This window comes from Gilvimarinus sp. F26214L (assembly GCF_054401055.1).
In genome coordinates, this window is the sequence record NZ_JBTIYG010000010.1 from 52,129 (window position 1) to 76,193 (window position 24,065).

Here is a 24,065-nt window from a genome sequence, read left to right on the forward strand (position 1 = left end):
CACCTTTGTAAAAGGGGCGCGAAATCCGGCAGAGTCTGGCAAATCCCATGGAAACACTGCAGCGAGCCGGCACTGCTTGGCGATGCCGTGGCGCGCTGATATCGGTTCCCCGGAACTCACCGGAATCCGTTGAGCCTGCGGTGTACCAACCGCCGGCCGGAATCCAAATCCCCGATCTGTACGTGAGTTGTACGGCCAGGCAGCTCAGCCCCCTTATTGGATGAGCGGAACTGTATCGCGGCCGGCTCTTGTGAACCCGCCGTGGCCTCCGAGTATCTCTGTGCCTACATTTGCGCTTTTTGGGCGCGATTTCTTCTGGCGAACGCGCCCTCAGGTGGCGCGTTGCAGCAGCATATTGCGGATGTGCCCGATCGCCCGGGTCGGGTTCAGTCCCTTTGGACACACAGCCACGCAGTTCTGAATGCCATGGCAGCGGAACACACTGAACGGATCATCCATGCGTGCCAGTCGCTCATCGGTCGCTGTATCACGGCTGTCGGCCAGGAAGCGATAGGCCTGCAGCAATCCGGCCGGACCGATGAACTTGTCCGGGTTCCACCAGAACGACGGGCAACTGGTGGAACAGCACGCGCAGAGGATGCACTCGTACAGGCCGTCCAGCTTGGCCCGCTCTTCCGGGGACTGCAGTCGTTCGATGGCCGGCGCCGGGGTGTTGTTCTGCAAGTAAGGCTGCACCTTTTCGTACTGGGCGTAGAAGATGCTCATGTCCACGATCAGATCACGAATTACCGGCAAGCCCGGCAGCGGACGCAGTACCAGGGTGTTGCCCTTTACGCACTCGGACAGCGGCGTGATGCATGCCAGGCCGTTTTTCCCGTTGATGTTCATGCCGTCGGATCCGCAGACCCCTTCCCGGCAGGAGCGCCGGTAGGTCAGGCTCGGATCGGAATCCTTGAGCAATTCCAGCACATCCAGCACCATCAGATCCTTTCCCTGGGTGTCCACTTCGTAGGTCTTCATGGACGGCTTGCTGTCCGTCTCCGGGTTGTAACGATAAACTTCGACTTTCAACATTTGATCTTTCACCCAAGTTCGATCTAGTAGGTACGCGCTTTCGGTTCGAAGGCTTCCATGGTCTGCGGAGCAAAGTTCACGCTGCGCTTGCCAACCCGTTTCTCGGCGGGGAAATACAGAGAGTGGCACAGCCAGTTCTCATCGTCCCGCTCCTGATAGTCTTCCCGCGCGTGGGCGCCGCGGCTTTCCTTGCGCTCCTCCGCTGCAATCGCGGTGGCTTCCGCAACTTCCAGAAGGTTCTGCAGTTCCAGTGCTTCGATACGCGCGGTGTTGAAGGCGTTGGTCTTGTCATGCAAAACGACGTTGCCGATGCGCTCCCGGAGAACAGCGAGCTTTTCGATGCCTTCCTGCATGAACTCGCCCTTGCGGAAAACGCCGAAATGGTTCTGCATCACGGTCTGCAGTTCCTTGCGCAGACTGGCCACGTCTTCGCCGCTGGTGGATTCGTTCAGGCGATTCAGGCGCGACATGGCCGCTTCGATGTCGGAGTCCGTGGCTTCGCGGTGGTCGATGCCTTCGCGCAGGGACTTTTCAATAAACAGACCCGAGGCACGGCCGAAGACCACCAGATCCAGCAGGGAGTTACCGCCGAGCCGGTTGGCGCCGTGAACGGATACACAGGCCACTTCACCGCAGGCGTAGAAACCTTCGATCACCTTCTCGTTGCCGTCCGCGTCCACGGTCAGTGCCTGACCATGGACGTTGGTGGGAATGCCGCCCATCATGTAGTGACAGGTGGGCACCACCGGAATCGGCTCCTTGATCGGGTCCGCATGGGCAAAGGTGCGGGACAGTTCGAGGATGCCCGGCAGTTTGGCGTTCAGGGTATCGGCGCCAAGATGGTCGAGCTTCAGGTAGACGTGATCCCCTTCCGGACCACAACCGCGGCCTTCGAGGATTTCCAGGACCATCGAGCGGGCAACCACGTCGCGGCTCGCCAGGTCCTTCGCGTTCGGTGCGTAACGCTCCATGAAGCGCTCGCCGTCCTTGTTGATGAGGTAGCCGCCTTCACCGCGACAACCCTCAGTGACCAGGACTCCAGCCCCGGCGATGCCGGTCGGGTGGAACTGCCACATTTCGATGTCCTGCACCGGGAAGCCAGCCCGCAGCGCCATACCAACTCCATCGCCCGTGTTGATGTGGGCGTTGGTGGTGGAAGCGTAGATGCGGCCTGCGCCGCCGGTGGCGAAGACAGTCGCCTTGGACTTCACGAAGACGGTTTCCCCGTCTTCCATATTGATCGCAATCACACCCACGACCGCGCCGTCCTGGTTCTTCACCAGATCCACGGCAAACCATTCGTTAAGAAATACCGTGTTGTTGCGGACGTTGTTCTGATAAAGGGTATGCAACAGGGCGTGCCCGGTACGGTCCGCCGCCGCGCAGGTGCGCGCCGCCTGGCCGCCGCGGCCGTAGTCCTTGGACTGACCGCCGAACGGACGCTGGTAGATGCGACCGTTTTCGGTTCGCGAGAAGGGAAGCCCCATGTGCTCCAGTTCGAACACCGCCTCGGGGCCTACTGAACACATGTACTCGATTGCGTCCTGGTCGCCGATGTAGTCGGAGCCCTTGACCGTGTCGTACATGTGCCAGCGCCAATCGTCCTGGGGGTCGTCGCTGGCGATGGCACAGGTAATGCCGCCCTGGGCGGATACGGTGTGGGAACGTGTGGGGAAGACCTTGGTAATTACCGCCGTCTTGTAGCCGGACCGGGCCAGTTGCAGAGCGGCACGCATGCCTGCCCCACCGCCGCCGACCACAATGCCGTCGTATGAAATCGTGCGCATATTAGTCATATCAGAAACCCCACAGTATCTCGATGCCCCACACCGCATAGGCGACGGTGACCACACCGAGAACAACTTGCAAAATGAGTCGAACGGCGGTACCGGCGCCGCCGAGAGTCTGGCTTGTCACGTAGTCGGTCAGCACGACCCACAGGCCGATCCAGGCGTGAGCTGCAACCGAGATGATTGCCAGCAAGCTGAAAATGCGGACCCAGAACTGATCGAACAGGCCCTGCCACTCGCCGTAGCTCAGATCCGGGTGGCTCAGGATGAAGCCAACAATAAAGAAGGTATAAGCGGTCAGGACAACAGCAGTGACTCGCTGAATCAGCCAATCGTAAACCCCACTGCGACCCAGGTTTGTAACTGCGGTTACCATACCCAAACTCCGGCAAGAACAATCAAGATAACGGCAACCACGATCGCGATTTGCGCCCCGCGTCTGCCACCCTCCAGGCTTTCACCCACGCCCAGATCCATAATCATGTGGCGAACGCCCATCACCAGGTGATAAGCCAAAGCCGCAACCGTGCCCCATACAATGAACTGCAGGAGCGGGCTACCCAGCAGCTCTTTCAGCTCATTGAAACTTTGTTCGGAAGCCAGACTCGCTTGCAGCATCCACAACAACACGGCAATACCCCCATAGAGGATAACGCCGGAAATACGATGGGTGATGGAAACGATGGCGGTGATGGGGAATCTGATGGTGGTCAGGTCTAGGTTGACCGGTCGTTTGTCATTCACAATTGCAGCGTACCTTTTGACAAGTGAGACAGAGCCGTAGCCGCAGGGGCCTCCATTGGGAAAGGCGCCCCGAAGGCCGCATGGCGTGCGGACGTGAAATGATGAGCCCCGTTAGAAGATCGCGCGAGATTATAGAGAGGACAGGTTCAAATTACAAATGAAAACACCGTAACGTGACGCGCCAGTGCCGTCGTATCCTGCTCTTCTGTAAGCATTTTTTTACGCACGCTTTTCGTGCACAGACCACCGGAACAGGGCATCGGCACCCCCACCTCCCCCCGGCTTTGGTCAGCGGCCAATCGGCGCCGGAATCACGCTCCGGGGCACGCGGCTATCGCCCGCCGGGGCAAATGGGTAGAATGGCGAATCCATTTGACAATCCCGCTTGTGGCCTTATAGTTGTCCACCGCAATTTTTCCGCTGTAAACGACGGCCGCAGACGCAGTTACTGAAAAGAGCATTGGCAGAGTAAGCCTGGCCACCCAAGGCAGCCGGGCTGTCCGAGCGCCGCGCGAGGGGAGCCTGATCGGCGAATGCGGCCTCATCCGTGAGGGCGTGGGCAGATCCGAAAGGGGTGGCTGATTAGCCGGCCCGACCCGCAGCTCTCTCCTCTCGATACCATAGCTTTTCGACGGCCGACTGACCGTCGACCTCTTCGCAATTACTATTACAGGAGTCGATGAATGACTGAGAAGAAGGCGCACTTGACGATTGACGGATCCCAGGATTCCATCGAGCTCCCGATTTACTCCGGCTCCACCGGTCCTGACGTCATCGACGTACGCAGTCTCACCGGGAACGGCTATTTCACCTACGACCCCGGTTTCGTGTCCACCGCCGCCTGTGAATCAAAAATTACCTATATCGACGGAGCGAAAGGTGTTCTGCTGCATCGCGGCTACCCCATTGATCAGCTGGCCGAGCAGAGTGACTACCTGGAAACCTGCTATCTGCTGCTCCACGGTGAGCTTCCCACTCCGGCACAGAAGGCCGAGTTTGTGGACATTATCACTCACCACACCATGGTTCACGAAGGCATCGTCAACTTCTACAAGGGCTTCAAGCGCAGCGCACACCCGATGGCCATCATGTGCGGCGTCGTGGGCGCCCTCTCCGCCTTCTATCACGACTCCCTGGACATCCACGACGAACAGCACCGTCTGATTTCGGCCCACCGCCTGATCGCCAAGATGCCGACCCTGGCAGCCATGTGCTACAAGCACCATATCGGCCAGCCCTTCCTTTACCCGATCAACTCGCTCAGCTACAGCGAAAACTTCCTGCACATGATGTTCGGCACGCCGTGTGATCCGCCGGAAGTGAACCCGGTACTGGCGCGGGCCATGGACAAGATCTTCCTGCTGCACGCAGACCATGAGCAAAACGCCTCCACGTCCACTGTGCGCCTGGCGGGCTCCTCCGGCGCGAACCCCTTCGCCTGTATCGCCTCCGGCATTGCCGCCCTGTGGGGACCGGCTCACGGCGGCGCCAACGAAGCCGTGCTGGAAATGCTCAACGAAATCGGCGATGTGAAGAACATCGACAAGTTCGTGGCCAAGGCCAAGGACAAGAACGATCCCTTCCGCCTGATGGGCTTCGGCCACCGGGTCTACAAGAACTTCGACCCCCGCGCGAAGGTGATGAAGGAGACCTGCGACGAGGTCCTGAAAGAGCTCGGCCTGGAAGACGACCCGCTGCTGGCCATTGCCAAGCGCCTCGAAGAGATCGCTCTGTCAGACCCCTACTTCGTCGAGAAGAAGCTCTACCCGAACGTGGACTTCTACTCCGGTATCATCATGAAGGCCATCGGCATTCCCACGGATATGTTCACCGTGATCTTTGCCACCGGCCGAACCGTCGGCTGGATTGCCCACTGGCACGAGATGCTGAGCAGCCCGCTCAAGATCGGCCGTCCCCGCCAGCTCTACACCGGCTACACCCAGCGCGACTACCTGTCCGAAGACCAGCGCTGATTCCGGCCTTCGTCAGTGTTGGGTTACGGCCTGCGGCCTAACCCAACCTACGCCAGCCAGCAACCGGTTCTGTAGGTTGGGTTAGCGAAGCGTAACCCAACAAGGCCCGAGCATTCCCTGTCCGAGCGCCGCTTCCGGTCTTCCGTCAATGCTGGGTTACGGCCTGCGGCCTAACCCAACCTACGCCACCCGGCAACCAACCCCGTAGGTTGGGTTAGCGAAGCGTAACCCAACAGCCCCCCGAGCTCCGATCTCAGCTACCGCGCCTCATCAATCTGTCGACACAGCATCTGCGCGCCCTCCAGAAGCCTCACCGTGTGCCGCTGGAGGTAATCCGCGGGAACGAACAACAGTTGCTCGTTCCGCACCGCTTTCAGCCCCGGGAAACGCCGCCAGTCATCCAGCCAGTCCGGTCGTTCCACACCGCTGCCGCTGGCCAGTATCACGTCGGGGTCGCGGGTGAGCACCTCCTCCAGGCTGATGGTCGGGGCCAGCGGAGCCGCATCGGCGAAAATATTCTGCGCCCCGCAGGCCGCAAGCAGGTGACTGATGATGTGTTCGCCGTTGACAGTCTGCAGGGGCTGATTCCAAACCTGATAGAAGACCCGCCGCAGCGGCAGCCCGCTGTAACGCTTCCTTAAAGCATCGAGCCCGCCCAGGAAGCGATCCGCCGCCGCTGCGCTACGGGCCTCCCGGCCGGTGAGGCGCCCGATGTCGCGAATGGATCGCGCGATATCTTCCAGCTCTCGCGGCTCATCGGCATACACCGGAATCCCTAACCGGGAAAGCTGCTCAATCAAGGCGCCGTTCGTACCCGTAGCCCAGGCAATCACCAGATCCGGTTCGCTGGCCACAATGGCCTCGAGGCTGACGGTATTGAATCCTCCCACGCGGGGCAGCCGGCGCGCCGCCGCTGGGTAATCACTGTGCTCCACGGCGGCCACCAGCAGATCCCCTGCTCCGGCCGAATAGGTGTTCTCCACTGCGTGGGGAGCCAGAGCCACGATTCGGCGGGCGGGCTCCTCCAGGACCACCGATCGCCCCCGGTAATCCTGCACCGTCACCGGCTCAGCCAGACAGTAGAACGGCATCAGTAACAGGGCGCAGAGGATCGGGATTTTGGTGATTGCCGGGCACATCACGTTACAACCCGAGCGCCAGAGGCTTGCCGTTTTGGGGATGCCGGATAATTTGCATATCCACGCCGTACAGGGCTTTCATCACCCTTTCCTGAATCACCTCCTCCGCACTGCCGGCGCCAATGCAGCGCCCTGCTTTGAGGGCCAGCATGCGGTCCGCGTGCAGAGCGGCCAGGTGCAGATCGTGGGTTGCGAGCACAATGGTCAGCCCCTGGGCCGCCAGTTTCCTGAGCGTGCTCACCAGCAACTGCTGGTGGGCGAAGTCCAGAGCGCTGGTGGGCTCATCCAGCAGGAGCAGGCAGGAGCGAGCTTCCCACACCTGGGTCAGAACGCGGGCCAGTTGCACTCGCTGCCGCTCCCCGCCGGACAGCCGTGTATAGGGTCGGGCGCGCAGATGAGCCAGGTCGAGACTCGCCATGGCTTCAATGGCAATGCTCCGGTCCCGCTCCCGGCCGCTTCCGTGGGGCGAACGCCCCAGCAGGACCACCTCCTCCACGGTGAAGGGGAACGCTAACGAACTAAGCTGAGGCAACACGGCCACATGGCGGGCGCGGTCCTGCAATGACAGGGATCGCAGACTTCGTTCACCCCACTCCACCACGCCCTGCGCGGGCTCCAGATCGCCGGACAAGGTACGGAGCAGGCTCGTCTTTCCGGCGCCGTTGGGGCCCACCAGGGCCAGTATCGTCCCGCGCTCCACAGCAAACCCGATGTCCTGCAACACGGGCCGCGACGCCAGGCGTACCTGGAGGTTGTGTACGCGCAGGCTCATAGCCACTCCCGCCGCCGCAGCAGAAACAAAAAGAACGGCGCCCCGACCAGAGCCGTGAGCAAGCCCACGGGCAGTTCGGCGGGAGCGGCAACGCTACGGGCTGCGGTATCTGCGAGCAGCAACAGCACGGCGCCGGCAACCGCGGATAAAGGCAGCAACAGCCGGTGGTCCGGTCCGCAGATCAGCCGAACCATGTGTGGCACCACCAGCCCCACAAAGGCGATGGTGCCAGCCAGTGCGACAGAACTGCCCACCCCCAGCGCAATAAGGACCACCAGTGCCCGCTGCACGGCCGACGTGTCAAAGCCCAAGTGTCGGGCTTCCGACTCGCCCAGCAGAAGCGCATTGAGCGCCCGTGCATAGCGGGGCAACAGTACAAGGAGCAGTGCGGTCAGGATGAAGGCCAGCAGCACCCTCGGTGTGTTCGCCCCCTCCAGACCGCCCATTTGCCACAGGCTGATGCGCCGCAGCAGGTCGTTGCTGGCGGTAAGCGACAGCAGGCTGGTCAGACTGCCCGCCATAGCGGTAATGGCGATCCCCGCCAACAGCATGCTGGCCACGGAGGTTCCCGCGGGTCCGGTGGCGAGCCGGTAGACAAGCCACACCGTCGCCATGCCCCCCACAAACGCACCCAGGGAAAGCAGCCAGACACCCCAGGCACTTCCCAGCAGACTCCCCGCACTCACGATCACCAGGCTTGCCCCGGCGGAAGCACCTGCGGTAACGCCGATGAGAGACGGATCCGCGAGCGGATTGCGGAACAACCCCTGACTCGCCGCGCCGCAGATCCCCAGAAGCGCCCCCACCAGGGCTGCCAGCAAGGCGCGCGGCAGGCGGATTTCCCGGATGATGAGGGCACCCTGCCCCGCCCCGTCGCCATCACCCAGCAGAGCCGTGATTGCGGTAGCCAGAGAGAGATCCACCGCTCCGAACACAAGAGCCGTCAGGAAGGACAGGGGCAACAGCACGAACATAAGCGTCAGCAACAGCACCCTTGCTCCCCGGCGGTCAGGGGCGAATGCGGACAGGGCTTCGCTAATAATCCACCCCCTTGCGGGCCCGAATCCCGTGCCGGAACGCGTGGCTGATCTCCCTGACCTCGGACACCGTGTCCATCGCCTCACGCAAGGCGGAGCCGCCACCGCGGCCGGTCACCACCACGCTCTGGGAGACAGGTCGTTCCTGAATGGCCGCGATCACTTCCGCCTCGGGCAGGTACTGGTAGGCGAGCATATAGGTAAGCTCGTCGAGCACCACCAGATCGTAGTCACCATCGGCCAGCATTTTGGTGGCCGCCTGCCAGGTTCGCTGCGCCGCGGCCATGTCCGAGTCCCGGTCCTGGGTGTCCCAGGTGAAACCGGTGCCCATCTGCACGAGAGTGACCTGGGGACAATGATCCCGCAGATATATCTCTTCCCCGGAAGCCTGCTGCCCCTTGATGAACTGAACCACCCCCACTCGCTGTCCGTATCCGAGCGCCCGCATAACCATGCCGAAAGCCGAGCTGCTCTTGCCTTTGCCGTCGCCGGTGAGCAACACGGCCACGCCCCGGTCGGTTTGCGCCGCCTCGATGGCGTCGTCCACGCGGACCTTCTGTTTTTCCATGGCCCGCTTGTGCTTCGCGGATTTTTTCTCGTTCACGGTATCAACCCTAAAAGTTCACTTGTGCCCCGAGGTACGCCGCCCGTCCCGGAGTGTTGTAGCCGAGCACCTCCTGGTAGTCCTCGTTCAGGACGTTCTCGATGCGCGAATAAACCACCAGCGCGTCGGAAAGCGGATATCTCCCATTCAGGTCCACAACACTGTAATCATCCAACGCGCTGCCATCGTGGGCGCGCGCATCGCGCGACGCGCGCCAGTTCAATTGCAGGGCCAGCTCGCGAAAGGGAAACAGGCTCAGGCCCGCATGGGCCATCTGCCGCGGGCGCTGAATGCGCGCCTCACCGTCGACGGTTTCCGTACGGTTGTAGGTGAAGTTGCCCGTGAGCGCCCAGAAGTCCGAGGGCTGATAGCGGGCGGAAAACTCAAAACCTCTGGATTCGCTGGTTCCCCTGCTTTGCAGATAACCTGAGTACGCCACCAGGTCATAGTAGATCTCGTCCCGGATGCGCTGATCGAAAAACACCAGGTCCAGTCGGGTGTGATCCGCGATGTAGTATTCGAAGCCCAGATCAAAACTGCGACTCTGCTCTTCGCTCAGAGATACTCCGGAAGCCGGTTCTGCGGCCCAGGGTGAAGCATTGTAGGCCAGCTCATAAAGGCTGGGGGCGCGAAAGCCAGTGCCGGCACTGGACTTCAGGCGCAGGAGGTGGTCTTTGGTCACCGGAACCAGGTAGGCCGCTGCAATCCTGTAACTGTCGTGGCGGCCGAAGTCGTCGTTGTCGTCGAGACGGATGCCCGCGCTCAGAAACAGGTCCGCGCCGAAGGCGCCCTGATACTCCAGATAATACCCCCGCTGTCCCCGCGATTGGGTACTGCCATCCGAGTCCATCTGCTCTCGTTTGTAATCGAGCCCGTACAGGAGCGCTGTGTTCGCGGGCAATTCCATTCGACCCAGATACTCCGCCTTGGCAATCTCCCCCTCGCTGGCAAAGCTGTCCCGGCCGTCCGCTTTGTCGCGACTGTCCAGAGTTGATTTCTGTACGGCGAAGCGTTGGGCTATCACATCTCCTTCGTGGTCCACGCTGAAACGGGCGGCGCGCTGTCGAAAGTCGTTGCGGCAATCATGGGTAAGCGCCAGGCCGTAGCAATCGTCGTATTCGTTCGAGGCATTGGTACCGCGAAAGACAGCCTGTACCCGCAGCTCTTCCGACGGTTGCCAGCCCGCTCGACCGTGAATGCTTTTGTTGGTGTAGCCGTCATCATCTTTCAAATCGAGATCGTCCGAGCGCGCATTGAAGCCATCGCTCGTCAGCTCGGTGGCCGCCAGGTAAAGACCGCCCTGCTCGCCTCCAATGCCAAGGTCGGCAAAAAGCTGCTCGGAGTCGTAGCGCCCGGTGTCTACACGAACGCGGCTTTCCACCCCATTTTCGGGGCGCCTTGTCTCGACGCTGAGCACGCCGCCTGCATCTGCGCCGTACATCATGCCCTGCGCTCCCCGCAAGACCTCAACGGCCGCAACTCCCACCGTGGGAACGTGCTGAATGCGCGGCGCCATTTGGGGCGGGGTGGGATCGGATACATCCATGCCGTCGATCAGCAGAAGGGTTCGGTAGCCCTCTTCACCGCGAATTCGGAGGGTTTGCGGTTTGCCCAGCCCCCCCGTGCCGCTGACACCCACTCCCGGCACGGTGCGCAGCACCTCCGCCAGACTGAAGGCGCTGCGACGGGCAATGTCGTCTTCTTCAAGGCGGGTGACGGAGCTGCCAATGCGCCGCTGGGGCATCGGCATGCGTGACGCGCTGACCACAATCTCTTCAAGTTCCCGCGCGCCCGCGGGTGGATCAGCCGCCAGGGACGGAACAGACAAAATAGAACAAACCAGAGAACCGCACAGGGTACGGCCCAGAGGAAAGGAGTACACAGATTTCATTGAAAACCTCAATAGCCAAAAGGATAACGAGCACCGTGTCGACCGGTGCACTGGCAATCGAGGGAGGACAAGGGGTCCAAAAAAAAGGTAATGAATCCCTGGATGGTAGCCCTCCGCTCCATCAGCGCGGGAGTTAGCGCGGGGCAACTCCCAGGTTAGAAGGCCGGTATCGGGCTCGCAAAACGCTTGTGTGTACGCTTCGCTTACCGTTGCGGGGGCAGCGCTGGCCTTGCACCAGACTTCCCATTTAACCTACCCAACCTCGTCGCCGGGACGAAGGTGGCAGGCACCTGCTAACCGGTCGGCAATGTAGGGCAAATCAGGGTGGGGCGTCAACTGAATCCGAATATTCGTAACTGGTTCAATGGGAATCCAGGTCGCGGGTCCGGCCAAAAACCCACACCTCCGGGCCATCAACCTGAAGCAGAAAATCGCCGCCGGAAGGTGAAAGCTGTCGGCCCCGTAGACGACTTTTCCTGGTTTTTTCCTGCCAGAATGGCCCGAGCTGCACGTTGGCGGAACCGGTCGCCCCGTCCTCCTCATTGCCATACTGCGGCGCAAAATAACGCAGCACGTAGTCATAGCCAGGCTCATCGCTCGGTGCCGTAACAATCAGTGCCCGCTGGCTGAAGCGGGCGAGCGCGTCGCTGTCGATTCGCAATGCCTGCAAATTTGCCTCGCTTCGCACCTCGGCAAGGCAATAATCCCGGTCGCCACCCACGTCCCGGCAGGAGCATAAGAACTGGCCCAGCAGTGACTGCCACTCGGCGAAGCGGCTCGAAGGAACCTGGGACAAGGGCCGGTCCGCGTAACCGAGCCACTCACCACAGGCCCGCAGCCGGACGATACCCGCCCGGGTCTCCAACTGAAGGGGTTCGGTGTGCCGCCTTTCGCGAAGCAACAGGTGCGCGGCCGCGAGTGTGCCAGAGCCGCAGCGCAGGATCTCCCGGCCGGCCTGGTGGAACTCAACGCGGCGCTCCCTCTCCTGAAGGATTACCACGATAGATCGGGCGTGTTGCTCAAGCCATTCAGCGCGTTTGCGCTCGGATGTAAAGGAGGGATCGAGAGCAACCAGATGGGAATTACCCTCGCATTCCGGACCGATGAAACTGCTGATCCGAAAGACGGGCAGGTGTTGACCCCGGGCAGACCTAGCCGGCATTGCGCAGGAGATAAATGGCAAACAGTCGATCGGCGCCGAGCCATTCACGTTCCACCGCCCAGCCGGCTTTCGCCGCCAGTCGCGCAAATTCCTCGGGGGTGTATTTGTAGGAGGATTCCGTATGAATGCTCTCCCCTTCCCGGAAATGAATCGCCAGGCCACCCACCTCGACGGTCTGCTCTTCCCGCGAGACCAGGTGCATCTCTACACGACCAGGCTCAGGGTTGTAAAAGGCATAGTGCCCGAACCGTTCCGGGGCAAAGTTCCCGCCCAACTCGCGATTGATGCGCTCGAGAATGTTGCGGTTAAAGCAGGCGGTAATGCCCTTGCGATCGTTGTAGGCTGCGTGAAGTCGCTCCGGTGACTTCTTGGTATCGACACCAATCAGAAGATGGCGGGAGCGGCCCAGGGTGCTCCCCGCGCAGGCCAGAAAGCTGCGCGCTTCTTCCGGTGAGAAATTGCCGATGGTCGATCCGGGGAAAAACCCCAGCGGGGTATCGTCACTGGGGGGAAGGTGCACCGGTCGGGTAAAGTCCGCCACCACAGCGTCCACCTGCAATGCGGGATAATCGCCGCGCAACTGCTCGCAACTGCGCTCGAGATGTTCTCCGGAGATGTCGATGGGAGTGAAGCTGCGAATCCGGTCAATGGTGTCCAGAAGCGGTTGCACCTTCAACAATGAGCCGGCGCCAAACTCGATAAGGTGGTAATCCTCACGCAAACGCGGCCTCAGGTCCTCGGCAACCCGTGGAAGAAGATCCAGTTCCGCCTGGAAAGGATAGTATTCCTCCAGCTGGCAGATCAGGTCGAAGTAGTGCGAACCTTTTTGGTCGTAAAAATATTTCGGGTGCAGGTTTTTCCGCGTCCGCGTCAACCCTTCGAGCACGTCCTGAAGAAATGTTTCTGCCGGTGGGGCCTCATGGGGCGGGCAGATAGCAGCGGATGGATTGTTTCCCGTTTCCGCAAACGTCGTGGCCATAGAGCTTTCGGTCATTCAACATCCTCCGCAAGTCTCATCCCGGTAAACTGCCAGCGATGATGGGGAAAGAAGAAATTTCGGTAACTGGGGCGAATCTGCAGGCGCGGCGTTACACAGGATCCGCCCCGCAGAACGAACTGATTGGCCATGAATTTGCCATTATATTCCTGCAAGGCGCCCCCCTCCGGCCGGAACCCCGGATAGGCCCGATAAGGGCTGCTGGTCCATTCCCAGACATCGCCAAACATCTGAGCGAGCCCGTCCTGGGTTGACGCGGGCGGCGACGGCCGCCAGCGGGCGGACTCCAGCATGTTTGCCGGCTCGGCGGACGCCGACTGCTCACCCTTGAGCGATTTGCCTTTGAGCGGTTTTCCTTTAAGTGGTTTTCCTTTAAGTGGTTTTCCTTTCAGCAATTTTCCTTCCATAGAGCAGGAGGCGACACTGTGCTCCCACTCTTCCTCGGTGGGGAGCCTGCGTCCCGCCCAGCGCGCGTAGGCGTCCGCTTCGTAATAGCTGATATGACAAACCGGCGCATTCGGCACGAGCGGCTGCAATCCATCCAGTCCGAATTGGTGCCATTCACCCTCTACCTGCCGCCAGTAGGACGGTGCCCGCCAGTTTTCCCGGCGACAGGACTCCCACCCGTCCGCAAGCCATAACATGGGATTCTGATAGCCGCCGTCGGCCATGAATTCCAGCCATTCAGCATTGCAGACCGGGCGCCGGGCGAGTCGGTAGGGGCGCAGAAACACCTGGTGCCGCGGGCGCTCGCAGTCGTAGGTAAATCCACTGCCCGATGCACCCACCTCCACCAGGCCGCCCTCGAATTCCTGGAATTCCACGACGGATGGTGCGGCACCGGACGCCCCTTCCCCGGGAGGGGAAATGACCGCTGGCTGGATCGGATTGAAGGACAACAGGTGCAGAATATCGGTCAAAAGCAATTCCTGATGCTGCATCTCGTGATGCAAGCCGGTGGTCACCAACGATGCAAGCTCGTCCGCGCGGGTGGCCATGAGCTTCTGCATCGCCCCATCCACGTAGGCGCGGTAATGAAGCACCGCCGGCAGCGGCGGGCGCGTCAAGAGCCCTCTTTCGGCTCGCGGGTGGCGCTCGCCCACTGTTTCGTAGTAAGAATTAAAGAGAAATTGAAAATCCGGGTCGAAAGGCTGGTAGCCCTCCCGGTACTCGCGGAGTATGAACTCCTCGAAGAACCAGGTGGTATGGGCGAGGTGCCATTTGCCCGGGCTCGCTTCCGGCATGGACTGCGCGCACATGTCTTCCGCGGACAGGTTCTCGGTCAAACGCAAGGTCTGGTGGCGAACTGACTGATAGAAATCGGCCAGGCTTTCGGACGATCCCACAAACACTCCTCCTTTCCCCTGAGGTTCTGGCGGGCCTCCCATGCTTCGGGAAGCTTCGTGGGTGTTAGTGGTTGTGAGCCGCGCTTTCGTTCCGCAGCGGGCGAACGGGCAGGTCCGGAAGACGGCGACAAAACGGATCAGCCGCTCATTCCGTCAAGCGAGCGGGAGGAAAAGACCTGCGAAAACGGTGGGAAGAGATGCACACCCCGGACGGGATGTGCATGGAATTCAGGGCGCCTCCAATCAAACTTCGAGGCGCCCGGGATGTTCAAGCTTCAGTGGTTATCAGACTTCAGTGGCTATCAGGCTTCCGTGACCTTGGCGCCGTGCTGGAGGTTTTCAGTACGCTTGTATTCTTCCTCCTGAAGGATGCGCCACATAACCTTGCCACTGCCGGATTTGGGCAGCGCGTCCACAAACTCCACGATCTTCGGCGTTTTGTAGGCGGCCATGTGCTCCTTGGACCAGTTGATGATGTCCTCTTCGCTCACCTTGCCCTTCGCCTTTTCCATCAGCACCACAACTGCCTTGACGGTTTCCCCTCGATAGGGATCCTTGCTGCCGATGATACAGGCTTCCTGAATGTCGGGATGGTTGTAGAGCAGCGCTTCCACTTCCGCCGGCCACACCTTGAAGCCAGAGGCATTAATCATGCGCTTCAGGCGATCTGTAATGAAGAAGTAACCTTCTTCGTCCATCTTGCCCAGGTCACCGGTGCGGAAGAAGCGCTTGCCGTCCAGCTCGAAAAAGACCTGTTCGCTCGCCTCCTCGTTGCGCCAGTAGCCGAGCATTACCTGGGGACCGTGGACCGCGATTTCGCCGGTCTCGCCCTGGGGCAGCGGCTTCAGAGTCTCAGGGTCGATGATGACCGCGGTTGTGCCAAAGGTCGGGATACCCAGACACTGACGCTTGGGACGGTACATGGGATTGGTATGGGTCGGCGCGATGGTTTCCGACAGGCCGTAGCCTTCCAGGAAGTCCAGGCCAAAGGTGTCCTGCACCTTTTTGGCCACTGCTTGCGGCATCGCGGCACCACCACCGCCGATGTAGCGCAGGCTGGAGAAGTCGAATTTGTCGATATTCGGGCTGCCGAACAGATCGATGATCATGGTGGGAATGGCAGTCCAGTGAGTTACACCGTAGCGCGACACATAACTGCCGGCCACTTCGCGGTCCCAGCGCGGCAGCATGACCACGGTGCCGCCCATGTAGATGGGTGTGTTCATACCGTACTGCATGCCGGTTACGTGGAACAACGGCAGCACGGACAGGGAAATTGCGTCGGCGGTGGAAGAGTTGGCCAGCGAGCCAACCATCAAGGTGTGCATCACGGTTTTGTGGGTGTGCATGCAGCCCTTCGGGAAACCGGTGGTGCCGGACGTATAGGGCATGACCGCCAGATCATCGGGGCGCGCGGTATGAGGGCCCGGCTTATGAGCGGCCGCCAGGGCGTCCTTCCAGGTCACGGCTCCCGCAGGCAACTCCGGGTTGGCATCCAGAAGAGGCTTCATGACCGCCGGTGGCGCATCTTCCGGGTGAGGATACTCGTCGGGCAGCGCATCCGCATAGTGCGCCACCAGAATGTTTTGAAGCTGCTGTACTTCGGGCAGCATGTCGCTGGCGTTTTTGGCGAACCCGGCCAACTCGGAGGCACAGATCGCCACTTTCGCATCCGTGTCCTTGATATAGTGCTGGAATTCGTCTTCCCGGTTCATGGGGTTGACCGGAATAACCACTGCGTCCGCGCGCAGGATCGCATAGTAACCCATCACAAACTGCGGGCAGTTCTGCATGTACAGCAGCACACGGTCGCCCTTCTGAACGCCGCCTACCTGCTGCAGCCAGCCAGCCAGCGCGTCCACGTCGTCGTACAGCTTGCGGTAACTGATGTCGTTGCCGAAGAATTTGATGGCGGTCCGATCCGCGTAGCGACGGGTCGTAATGTCCAGGTTCTCCCAAATGGTCACGTTGGGGAGGGCGATGTCGCGAGGCAGATGCTTCGGCCAGTGATCTAGATAGCGTGTGTCCACCGTCAATGTCTCCGTCGGCTTATGATGTCAGTTACCACGAAAGCACCACTCTTGTGGTTTGACCTGCCCCAACGGCGCAGCCCACGGCAGGCGGGCTCGGAGAGCACCTGACGGCTGGACGTCGAAACAAGCGGCTTTCAGCTGATTGATTATGGGGAGGCCGACGCGGCACGCCAGCTTGGATGTCTCCCGCGATTATTGTGGTTTCGAATCGAATCGATTGGAGCTGCGCATTCTACCTTATGTTTGGCAGGCAACTGAAGCGAATGACCTGGTTTAGTAAGGTTAAGCAACGGAAGAATATGTGACTCAAAACAGCGGTTGATCCCCAGGACGCGCTGCTCCCGGGCCTGGTCGCCTGGGAGTGCGCGTCCTGCGGGGCGGGCTTGTCAGGCTTCAGGGGCTGGGATTCAGGGATTCCTCCTCCTGGGGCGATTCGGTGCGGGGCTCCGGCGACTGCTGGTCCTCGGAACCAACCACCACCTCGACCCGCCGGTTGAGCTGGCGCCCGGCGGTGGTTTCATTGGTGGCGATGGGGAAGCCCTCGCCATGTCCACGCACTTCGATCCGGTCCTCCTCGATGCCCGCGGCCACCAACTGCTCGCGAACTGATTCCGCCCGGCGCTCTGAGAGCTGGCGATTGAAATCCTCCGCGCCCACCGCATCGGTGTAACCCTCGACCAAAAGCCGGCGATCGGGATTGCGCTCCAGATAGCGGGCCAGCTCACGCACCGAGCGCTCGCCACCCGGTTTGAGCTCGTCGTCCCCGAAGTCGAACAGCACATCTCCCATGCGCAGCACCATGCCCCGCTCGGTTTGTTGCGCCTGCAGGGAACGCACGGTTTCCTGCAGCTCCGCTAGTTCCTGCTCCTCGCTCTGGGACTGGCTCTGGGCCGTGCGCTCTTCCGCAGACTGAGCGCGGGCCCGTGCCGACTCCAGCCGGCGCTCGGCGGTTTGAGCCCTCCGTTCCGCGGTCTGCAGTTCGTCTTCCCGTGACTGGCGCAAAATCTGCTCGCGCATCTGGCTGGCCTCCGCGACCTCCTCCCGCGCCTCGCCGAGAGCAGCGCGCTGGTTTGCCGTGGTGGCTTGCTGCTTGGCAAGATAAGCTTGGTGCTCTGCGGCTCGGGTATTTTCCTCTCCCCCTTGCTCCAGCAACTGCTCAGCCTGCGCCAGCGACCGCTCCGCTTCCTGCAGTTTCACGGCCGCGTGCTGGGCCACTTCGGGCGATTGCTGGGCTGTTTCGACGGTTTGCCTCGCCTCGCTCACCATCTCGTTCTCCGGAGTGCTCGCGCAGCCCGCCATCAGCACGAACGCGAAGGCCGCCGCGAGGCCGAAGCCCTTTCTGAAAACCTTTTCCTGGGTGTCCATGGGATCACTCTCCTTGTCGCTTTAGCGTGTGCTGCGTTCCAGTTCTTCCTGCAGCACCCGGATGCCTTCCTTGAGTTCCGCCACCGTTTCGTAGGTCTGGGCGGTTCGGGCTTTTGACTCGGCTACATCTGCATCCGCTTCGGCCTTCTCGGCCAGCATCAGAGCCTCCTCGAAGTTCTCGTTCAGATTAGCCTCCTCAGCCTGGGAAAAGTGCCGCTCCGCCGTCTGCAACTCCAGAGGAGCCGAGTCCCGGGCGCCCGCCTGGATGGCGTTCTCGATGGCCGTTTCCGCCCGCGTCATCTGCGCTACCGGCCGGGTCATGTCCTGGCTCGCACAAGCGCCCAACAGCAGCACGGCAAGCCCCGCTCCTAGCGCGAGATGCCTCCCGCCACCGGCACTCAGCGGGAGGTCCGCCTTTCCTGTTTGCTCATTTGTCCTCATGGTTGTGCCTCACTTCGTCCTGAAGATCGCCAGCTCCCCGGGGGTGCCAGCAAAACCAGGCGCCGGATGGCGCCCGCCCTTATTGATCAAAAAAGCAGCAAATATGCCACCACCTTGGAAGTGATCCCCTTGAAAAAATGACGACCGCGAAACCGTGTTGAGCATGAGGGTCGGGCGGGTCATCTTTACCTTTGCCGTTGCAAAACTTACAAGTGGATGCGTCCGCCTGTTATTCGCGCCTTGGATGACCCACGCGACAGGCTATCACCCGGGGAAATGAGCTGATCCGGGCCAACACCAGCTCATCTATATGTGCCATTGGCCAACATCCGGAACACGACATGTTGTGTTGTCCGGCGTCCACACCAAAAACTTTCAGCGGCACGGGATTAATGGTCTCGATATTGCTTCGCACAGGTCAGAGACAGGCAACACACCACTCAGAGTCTGGGCAGGAGCCCGTTTTTCGACAGAGGAGCGTCACTCGTGATGATCAGGATTGCCAGTAGCAAAACCCGCATACTCGCCGCGCTGCTCGCCAGTCTGGGCCTTTGGATCCTGGCCGGCTGCGAAACCATGGAAGGCATGGGACGCGACGTTGAGTCAGCGGGCGAAGAGATCGAAGAAGCAGCGGATTGAATCCCTCTTCGCGCGGCCAGGTCCTCGGGTGCGATGCCCGGACACTGAAGCGCAGAGGAGAAACAAAGAACGGGCACAGGAGCATCCTTTAAGTCCACAAGAATGCGTCCGCAGGAAGGGAAGACGGGGTCGAAAGTTCAATCAGGAAGAGCGCAACAACAAGCAAGGTCAGCATCGAACAAGGTCGCCGCGGGACCGAAGTCCTTGGGTCAGAGACCAGAAGCGATCGTTCAAATGCAGGTTGAAAGCAGTACCGTCACGATGCCACCGAGTAGTCGTTTTTGTTGAACCCCAAGCAACAGTTTTTACCGCCCTTCGGGGCACAACCAAGCGTATGAAAGAGAGAAAGGAGAAATACATGAACAGCACCACCACTACCTCTGGCACAGTGAAATGGTTCAACGAAAGCAAGGGTTTTGGTTTTATCGAACAGGACGGCGGCCCCGATGTATTCGCCCACTTCACCGGCATTGTCGGCGACGGCTTCCGCACGCTGAGTGAAGGTCAGAAGGTTCAGTTCACCATCACCCAGGGCCAGAAAGGTCCTCAGGCTGAAAACATCGTTACCATCTAGGCTCGCACTGATATGCGCCATGGCCTCTCCGGCTAAGAGGTCATGGACAAGAGTGCCAGATACCGAAAAGGCAGGATTCATATCCTGCCTTTTTTCGTTCGGTTCTTTTTTACCGCGCAAGAAAAAACCCCTGGTGCATGCACCAGGGGTTTTCTATTGGTGGAGCTATGCGGGATCGAACCGCAGACCTCAACACTGCCAGTGTTGCGCTCTCCCAGCTGAGCTATAGCCCCGAAATGAGGGCGACGATTGTATCAGGACCGCCCGCACTGTCAACACTTTCTGCGAGAGGGCGTTTGGAGCAGGGGTGGGCCTTTCGAAACCCTCGCGGGAGGGACCCCGCGAGGGAGCTACAGGGACGTACTCATGCGTTTTCGGAAGGCCCACCCCTGCTCCAGACGGATCGCCGCCCTCGCTGTCAACACTTCTAATCAGACTTTTGTTGCAATCCCGCGTACTTTTTCTCGAGCTTTTTCAGAGCCTTCTTGCCGTAGCCGCCCAGCACTTCCACCGCGTGCCGGAGCCGCGCCCGGGACATATCGGGCCCCAGCAGTACCATGGAGTCCATTACCGAGAAGGACGCGGAGGTGCCGGCGATGGCAATGAACAAGGGGGCCAGGAAGTCCTTCACCTTGATCCCCATACCGTCTGCCAGTTCCTTGAGCCCGGCAAAGATGCGGTCCCGCTCCCAGTGTCGTTCCGCCTCCAGCCGCCACAGGGCAAACTGCAGGACCTCCTTCTGTTCCTCCACCGGGAGCTTGTTGGCCGCGAACTGTTGCTCCTGAATCGGCAAGGTGCCGGACAGCAGGAAGCCAGCCAGAGGCGCGAAGTCGCTGAGGCTTTCCATGCGCTGCTGGGCATGGGGCAGTACCTTCATCAGGTTGTCGCGATTGTAGCCCCACTCCACCAGCCGGTCCGCCAGTTGTTCGGCGCTCAGGTCTTCGCGAATCCACATTCCGTTCAGCCAGTTGAGCTTCTCCAAGTCGAAGATCGGCCCGCCCAGGGAGATACGATTGATGTCGAAGTGCTCCACCATCGTACTCAGAGAAAACTTCTCCCGCTCGTCGGGCATGGACCAGCCCATTCGCCCCAGGTAGTTGAGCAGGGCTTCCGGCAGAATGCCCATGCGCTGGTAGTACAGGATGCTGGTGGGGTTCTTGCGCTTGCTGAGCTTGGACTTGTCCGGATTGCGCAGCAGCGGCAGGTGGCAATACACCGGCGGCTCCCAGCCAAAATATTCGTAGAGCTTGAGGTGCTTGGGCGTGGAGTTGATCCACTCCTCCCCCCGAATCACATGGCTGATGTTCATCAGGTGGTCGTCCACCACACAGGCCAGGTGGTAGGTCGGCATGCCGTCCGCTTTCAGCAGTACCTGCATGTCCACCTGGGACCAGTCGATGTCGATCTGCCCGCGCAGCATGTCCTCCACCCGGCAGGTTCCGCTGGAGGGGATCATCATGCGGATCACGTGGGGCTCGCCCGCTGCCAGGCGCCCTTCCACCTCCGCCTGGGAGAGTTTCAGGCCCCGGCCGTCGTATTTGGGGGTTTCCCCGCGGGCCATCTGCTCCTGGCGCATCTGCTCCAGCTCTTCCGCCGTCGCAAAACAGTAGAAGGCGTGGCCCTTGGCCACCAGTTCCTCGGCAAAGGAGCGGTACATGTCCTTGCGCTCGCTCTGGCGATATGGGCCGTTGGGGCCGCCTACGTCCGGGCCTTCATCCCACTCCAATCCCAGCCAGCGGAGGCTGTCGAGAATGGCCTGCTCGGATTCGGGAGTGGAGCGGCTCTGGTCCGTATCCTCGATTCGCAGCAGGAACTGCCCGCCATGCTGGCGGGTAAACGCCAGATTGAACAAAGCGATGTAGGCGGTGCCAACGTGGGGGTCGCCGGTGGGCGACGGCGCGATGCGCGTGCGAACTGTCATAGAACAACCTTGAGTGGCGATCGGAATCCGTGGACGATCGGGCCGCCGAAGGGTATTCGCGGCCCTGTAAAACGGGCCGCATGATACCATCTGCACCACGCTAATTCGCGGCTCTCTGCCCACGCACCCGCATTGCGCAATAAATGAGCGGCCGCTACCATAGCGGCCCTTCCACAGTTCTCCACGCTTGCGCCGGATTCATGTCAGCCAACACCTCACCAGCTCGCGCCCGCTCACCCGCTACACGGGACGAGACCTTCTCCCGTCGGTTCTGCGTCGCGCCCATGATTGATTGGAGTGACCGCCACTGCCGGTATCTGTGGCGGCTGCTGTCCCGGCGTGCTCTGCTTTACAGTGAAATGGTTACCACCGGCGCCCTCCTCCACGGTGACGTGCCCCGCCATCTCGCCTTTCACGAAGCGGAGCATCCCGTGGCCCTGCAACTGGGCGGCAGCAATCCGGCGGAACTGGCCGCCTGCGCGAAACTGGGCGAGCAATGGGGCTACGACGAGATCAACCTGAACTGCGGTTGCCCCAGTGACCGGGTTCAGTCCGGCCGCTTCGGCGCCTGCCTGATGGCCGAACCCGGCCTGGTTGCGGACTGTGTAAAAGCAATGCAGGACGCGGTCGCGGTGCCGGTAACGGTCAAGCACCGCATCGGCATCGATGACCAGGACGAATACGCCGACCTCACCCGCTTCGTGGATATTGTGGCGGCCAGCGGTTGCAAGACTTTCATCGTCCATGCACGCAAAGCCTGGCTGCAGGGGCTCAGCCCCAAGGAGAACCGCGAAGTGCCGCCACTCAACTACGAGCGGGTCTATCAACTCAAGCGGGACTTTTCGGAACTGGAGATCATCATTAACGGCGGCATCGACACTCTCGACGCGGTTCGCGAACATTGCGAGCGTGTAGACGGCGCAATGGTCGGGCGCGAGGCCTACCAGAACCCCTACCTTCTCGCCGGAGTGGATGCATATCTGTTTGGGGACACCGGGGCGGCGCCCAGCCGTCGCGCCGTCCTGGAAGATTATGCTCGCTACTGTGAACAACAGATCGACCAGGGCGTGGCACTGCACCACATGACCCGTCACGTGCTGGGGCTGTTTCACGGCGAGAAAGGCGGCAAGAAATTCCGCCGCTACATCAGCGAACAGGTTCCGAAAAACCGCAGTGACAAGGAATTGCTGCTGCGCGCCTACGAGGCAATGCAGAGCTGACCCTGGCGTATCACCCGCGATCGAACGTCCGCGCTAGGCGAGTTCGGAGGCGCTCGGCCGACCGCGGAACTGGCCCACATCGGCGCGCGGTGGCGCTCCGAACATGCGGCTGTATTCGCGACTGAAGTGGGAGGGGCTTTCGTAGCCGACGCGGTAGCTGGCAGTAGCCGCTTCCAGACCTTCGGTCAGCATCAGTCTGCGCGCTTCATGCAAGCGCAGCTTCTTCTGAAACTGCAGCGGGGACATGCGGGTCACTTGCTTGAAGCTGTGATAGAGCGTCGACTCGCTCATGTTTGCCGCGTCCGCCAGCTCCCGGATTCGCAAGGGCTCCGCAAACCGATCCTTGAGCGCTGCGATGACTCTTGAGACCCGATGCGCCTGGGAATCCGTCGCGGCGAACTTGCGCATCCGCGGGCCCAGGTCACTCATCAGAGCCCGGTAAATAATCTCCCGCCGCGCCAGCGGCAACATGATGGGAACGTCTTCCGGCGCGTCCAACAGGCTCAGCAACCGATAGACCGCCCCCTGCATGCGCTCATCCATGGGTGAGGTGCACATCCCGCAATCGGCTTCCGTGCAACGCGGCTGAATGTCGACCTGGGGTGCCTTCTCGCCCAGTTCCAGAACCAGGTCCGCCACTTCCTGTGGGTCCACGTTGAGCTTTACGCCCAGATACGGGCGCTCGGGCGTGGCCTCGTTGACCCGGCCCAGGACCGGCAGATGAACAGCGCTCGCCATCGCGGTGAGCGGCTCGTAGATGATCTCGCGATCGCCCAGCTGCACAACTTTGCTGCCCTGAATCACAAAGCACAGGGAGGGATCGTAAACCGCGGAGCAGTAGCTGGTCGCGGAATCGGAACGGATCAGCGCCACCCCTTCGATGACGGAATCCTGGTGACCTTCCTGTGGTGTCCAGCGACGGACAACATCGCTCATCTGCTGCTGCACGTCGGTGGTGACAACAACGTGTGGCATGGACTTGGTCATCTTTGTACTCCTTTCCTTCGGGCTCCTCGACCTTGGCGGATCCGCCCTACGAGACCCGCAGTATAAACCCGTGCTTCCTGAATGTGCCCGTGGGCTTGCAGGATCAGGCAATGACTCTGCAGAAACCCGCAACCCGGCCGCGCCCGGTGAGCATTGGTTCGCAAGTTTCACCTGCCTGAAACAAAGCGGAAATCAGACGCTCATCTGGCGGCATTCTCCGCGTACCGCTGAATTTTGGAAGCTGAAACAGAATCAGGCAATGCTCCCGCAGAAATGCGATACCCATACGGTCGGCGAACTCACTACCGTAAGCGGCCAGCTCGGCGCAGGGCCGCGCTTCTCACTATCAAGCCTTCACATTCAAACCCTTGACCTCAAGTTGACTTGAGCAAGCA

The 24,065-nt window shown here is 60.9% G+C and carries 22 protein-coding genes, 1 tRNA gene and 1 riboswitch; of the genes, 5 read left to right on the plus strand and 18 right to left on the minus strand.

What is annotated here, in order from left to right; genetic code table 11:
• Window positions 1-330 precede the first annotated feature (330 nt).
• From ACURWW_RS12355 to sdhC, 4 genes are read right to left on the minus strand one after another with little or no spacing between them, the layout of a single operon-like run.
• A complete protein-coding gene (locus tag ACURWW_RS12355; protein ID WP_445617404.1) occupies window positions 331-1,035 on the minus strand; it encodes a succinate dehydrogenase iron-sulfur subunit in 705 nt (234 codons plus the stop codon).
• 23 nt (window positions 1,036-1,058) lie between these two features.
• Window positions 1,059-2,831: a succinate dehydrogenase flavoprotein subunit gene (sdhA, locus tag ACURWW_RS12360; RefSeq protein ID WP_445617403.1), complete on the minus strand. Its 1,773-nt coding sequence runs from the start codon at window positions 2,829-2,831 to the stop codon at window positions 1,059-1,061.
• 1 nt (window position 2,832) lies between these two features.
• Window positions 2,833-3,201 (minus strand): succinate dehydrogenase, hydrophobic membrane anchor protein, encoded by a 369-nt coding sequence (sdhD, locus tag ACURWW_RS12365; RefSeq protein ID WP_445617402.1) that lies wholly within the window; start codon window positions 3,199-3,201, stop codon window positions 2,833-2,835.
• On the minus strand, window positions 3,195-3,569 hold the full coding sequence (gene sdhC, locus ACURWW_RS12370) for a succinate dehydrogenase, cytochrome b556 subunit (RefSeq protein ID WP_445617401.1): 375 nt from the start codon (window positions 3,567-3,569) through the stop codon (window positions 3,195-3,197). Before sdhC ends, sdhD begins: the two co-directional genes overlap by 7 nt.
• A gap of 683 nt (window positions 3,570-4,252) precedes the next feature.
• Between sdhC and gltA the strand changes: the two genes are divergently transcribed.
• Window positions 4,253-5,542, plus strand: a complete 1,290-nt coding sequence (gltA, locus tag ACURWW_RS12375) for a citrate synthase (protein WP_445617400.1) — start codon at window positions 4,253-4,255, stop codon at window positions 5,540-5,542.
• 257 nt (window positions 5,543-5,799) lie between these two features.
• Here gltA and ACURWW_RS12380 read toward each other — a convergent pair whose 3' ends face one another.
• The 11 genes from ACURWW_RS12380 to ACURWW_RS12430 form a co-directional block, all read right to left on the minus strand.
• Window positions 5,800-6,681, minus strand: coding sequence for a cobalamin-binding protein (locus ACURWW_RS12380; RefSeq protein ID WP_445617450.1), 882 nt, complete (start codon window positions 6,679-6,681; stop codon window positions 5,800-5,802).
• Window positions 6,682-6,685: 4 nt separating this feature from the next.
• Entirely contained in the window at window positions 6,686-7,453 is a 768-nt protein-coding gene (locus tag ACURWW_RS12385; RefSeq protein WP_445617399.1) for a heme ABC transporter ATP-binding protein, read from the minus strand.
• A complete protein-coding gene (locus tag ACURWW_RS12390; protein WP_445617449.1) occupies window positions 7,450-8,427 on the minus strand; it encodes a FecCD family ABC transporter permease in 978 nt (325 codons plus the stop codon). The genes ACURWW_RS12385 and ACURWW_RS12390 overlap by 4 nt, the downstream gene beginning before the upstream one ends.
• 61 nt (window positions 8,428-8,488) lie before the next feature.
• Window positions 8,489-9,094, minus strand: a complete 606-nt coding sequence (gene cobO / locus ACURWW_RS12395) for a cob(I)yrinic acid a,c-diamide adenosyltransferase (protein ID WP_445617398.1) — start codon at window positions 9,092-9,094, stop codon at window positions 8,489-8,491.
• A 10-nt stretch (window positions 9,095-9,104) separates the two neighbouring features.
• Entirely contained in the window at window positions 9,105-10,985 is a 1,881-nt protein-coding gene (locus ACURWW_RS12400; protein WP_445617397.1) for a TonB-dependent receptor plug domain-containing protein, read from the minus strand.
• A 144-nt stretch (window positions 10,986-11,129) separates the two neighbouring features.
• Window positions 11,130-11,294: riboswitch (cobalamin riboswitch) on the minus strand.
• Window positions 11,295-11,346: 52 nt separating this feature from the next.
• Window positions 11,347-11,985 carry a PhzF family phenazine biosynthesis protein gene (locus ACURWW_RS12405; RefSeq protein ID WP_445617396.1) on the minus strand — a complete coding sequence of 213 codons (639 nt, stop codon included), beginning with the start codon at window positions 11,983-11,985 and terminating at the stop codon, window positions 11,347-11,349.
• Window positions 11,986-12,136: 151 nt separating this feature from the next.
• Window positions 12,137-13,141 (minus strand): L-histidine N(alpha)-methyltransferase, encoded by a 1,005-nt coding sequence (egtD, locus tag ACURWW_RS12410; RefSeq protein ID WP_445617395.1) that lies wholly within the window; start codon window positions 13,139-13,141, stop codon window positions 12,137-12,139.
• Window positions 13,138-14,490 (minus strand): ergothioneine biosynthesis protein EgtB, encoded by a 1,353-nt coding sequence (gene egtB, locus ACURWW_RS12415; RefSeq protein WP_445617394.1) that lies wholly within the window; start codon window positions 14,488-14,490, stop codon window positions 13,138-13,140. Before egtB ends, egtD begins: the two co-directional genes overlap by 4 nt.
• A gap of 302 nt (window positions 14,491-14,792) precedes the next feature.
• Window positions 14,793-16,520 (minus strand): long-chain fatty acid--CoA ligase, encoded by a 1,728-nt coding sequence (locus tag ACURWW_RS12420; protein WP_445617393.1) that lies wholly within the window; start codon window positions 16,518-16,520, stop codon window positions 14,793-14,795.
• 396 nt (window positions 16,521-16,916) lie between these two features.
• Window positions 16,917-17,888 (minus strand): OmpA family protein, encoded by a 972-nt coding sequence (locus tag ACURWW_RS12425; protein ID WP_445617392.1) that lies wholly within the window; start codon window positions 17,886-17,888, stop codon window positions 16,917-16,919.
• Between the two features lie 21 nt (window positions 17,889-17,909).
• Window positions 17,910-18,329 carry a DUF4398 domain-containing protein gene (locus ACURWW_RS12430; RefSeq protein ID WP_445617391.1) on the minus strand — a complete coding sequence of 140 codons (420 nt, stop codon included), beginning with the start codon at window positions 18,327-18,329 and terminating at the stop codon, window positions 17,910-17,912.
• A 489-nt stretch (window positions 18,330-18,818) separates the two neighbouring features.
• On the opposite strand from ACURWW_RS12430, the gene ACURWW_RS12435 reads away from it, so the two are divergent.
• Window positions 18,819-18,968: an entericidin A/B family lipoprotein gene (locus ACURWW_RS12435; RefSeq protein ID WP_445617448.1), complete on the plus strand. Its 150-nt coding sequence runs from the start codon at window positions 18,819-18,821 to the stop codon at window positions 18,966-18,968.
• 358 nt (window positions 18,969-19,326) lie between these two features.
• A complete protein-coding gene (locus tag ACURWW_RS12440; protein ID WP_445617390.1) occupies window positions 19,327-19,542 on the plus strand; it encodes a cold-shock protein in 216 nt (71 codons plus the stop codon).
• A gap of 157 nt (window positions 19,543-19,699) precedes the next feature.
• Here ACURWW_RS12440 and ACURWW_RS12445 read toward each other — a convergent pair.
• Window positions 19,700-19,775, minus strand: a tRNA-Ala gene (locus tag ACURWW_RS12445).
• Between the two features lie 194 nt (window positions 19,776-19,969).
• Window positions 19,970-21,463 carry a glutamate--tRNA ligase gene (gltX, locus tag ACURWW_RS12450; protein ID WP_445617389.1) on the minus strand — a complete coding sequence of 498 codons (1,494 nt, stop codon included), beginning with the start codon at window positions 21,461-21,463 and terminating at the stop codon, window positions 19,970-19,972.
• Window positions 21,464-21,663: 200 nt separating this feature from the next.
• Between gltX and dusA the strand changes: the two genes are divergently transcribed.
• Window positions 21,664-22,683 carry a tRNA dihydrouridine(20/20a) synthase DusA gene (gene dusA / locus ACURWW_RS12455; protein WP_445617388.1) on the plus strand — a complete coding sequence of 340 codons (1,020 nt, stop codon included), beginning with the start codon at window positions 21,664-21,666 and terminating at the stop codon, window positions 22,681-22,683.
• A gap of 33 nt (window positions 22,684-22,716) precedes the next feature.
• Here dusA and ACURWW_RS12460 read toward each other — a convergent pair whose 3' ends face one another.
• Complete coding sequence (locus ACURWW_RS12460) at window positions 22,717-23,670, minus strand: AraC family transcriptional regulator (RefSeq protein ID WP_445617387.1); 954 nt, start codon at window positions 23,668-23,670, stop codon at window positions 22,717-22,719.
• Between ACURWW_RS12460 and ACURWW_RS12465 the strand changes: the two genes are divergently transcribed.
• Window positions 23,657-24,058 carry a hypothetical protein gene (locus ACURWW_RS12465; protein ID WP_445617386.1) on the plus strand — a complete coding sequence of 134 codons (402 nt, stop codon included), beginning with the start codon at window positions 23,657-23,659 and terminating at the stop codon, window positions 24,056-24,058. The two genes, ACURWW_RS12460 and ACURWW_RS12465, sit on opposite strands and share 14 nt — an antisense overlap.
• Window positions 24,059-24,065 lie beyond the last annotated feature (7 nt).